This window comes from Microcoleus sp. S28C3 (assembly GCF_036700785.1).
Classification (GTDB): Bacteria; Cyanobacteriota; Cyanobacteriia; order Cyanobacteriales; family Microcoleaceae; genus Microcoleus; species Microcoleus asticus.
On the sequence record NZ_JAUBPO010000284.1, the window covers coordinates 1 to 1,340 of the forward strand.

At 44.8% G+C, this 1,340-nt stretch carries 1 protein-coding gene; it reads left to right on the forward strand.

What is annotated here, in order from left to right; all coding sequences use genetic code 11:
* Nucleotides 1-104 precede the first annotated feature (104 nt).
* A partial coding sequence (locus QUA13_RS32475) for an NF041680 family putative transposase (protein WP_333205208.1) occupies nucleotides 105-1,340 on the forward strand: 1,236 nt, incomplete at its 3' end.

Genomic DNA, 1,340 nt, shown 5'->3' on the forward strand with positions numbered 1-1,340 from the left:
CTGTAGTTTAGACTAAATAAAGATGAGAAAGGTGGCTTCAGAAGAACTAGAGCCACCGCGCTGGGAGAGAATAAGGGTGAAAAGAAAACCTATCCACTCCCTTAATGAACAGTGAACGATTAAAAGACTTTCGTCAAGCAGCATACGAGTTATTAGTGCTGGCGAAAGATGCAACAAGAGAGCTGATGGATGCAGTAATGACAACCAGGAATGCGGCTTGTTTGGCGGAATTTTCGCTCAGTCCGCTATTCAATCGTCAATGGTCAAGCGTCTATGAAGCCTTACAAGACTGTAGACCAGACCGGAAAAAACTGATGATGCTGTATCAAGAGCAATTACAGCAGCAAGTACCTAGAACAGAACATATATTAGTGGCAATTGACCACACTGCATGGGCGAGACCTGACGCTCAAACATTAAAAGACAGAACCCATGAATATCAGAAAGGCTGCATTGTTGGACAGGGATATAGTACAATTGCCTGGATACCTGAAGAACAAGGAAGTTGGGCATTACCCCTACTCCATGAAAGAATTAGTAGTGGGTCTTCACCCATACTTCAAGCAGCTTCCCAACTCAAACTTGTTTGCGAACAAAGCGTCAACCCAATATTAGCAGTCTTAGACCGAGAATATGGCAATGCAACTTGGGTATTAGCGCAAGCAGATATTCAAGCTGATTGCTTAATGAGAGTCCGAAAGAATGCTTGTTTTTGGTCAGCACCACCAGCCTATAGTGGTCGCGGTAGACCGCGAAAACACGGGTCCAAAATGAGACTCAATGACCCAACCACATGGCTCAAAGTGGATACTGCGATCGAAATTGACTCTCATCCACAGTTGGGACAAGTCCGAGTCCGTCAATGGCTTGACTTACATTTTTATCGCGCCCCTGAACATCCTGTCAATTTAATTCTCATCGAAAGACTCAATCCCATGTCAAACGGTCAGCCGTTTCCACCCTTGTGGTTGGCTTGGGCGGGAAAACGAACTCTACCTTTAGAAATAGTTTGGTTTAAGTATTTACGACGTTTTGGAGTGGATCATTGGTATCGGTTTGCCAAGCAAAGATTACATTGGACATTGCCTAACCTGAGAACTCCCTCTCAATGTGAGCGGTGGAGTGATTTAATGCCCTTGATGAGTTGGCAACTCTGGCTGGCTAGGGATTTAGTTAAAGAAAATCGACTGCCTTGGCAATCTGCTACGAGCGATTTAACTCCTGGACGTGTTGCCCAATCAATGTTATCGATTTTAGTTGACATTGGTACTCCGACGAAACTACCTAAACCGAGGGGAAAATCTCCTGGTTGGGAAACAGGAAAGGTACGGATATCGGCA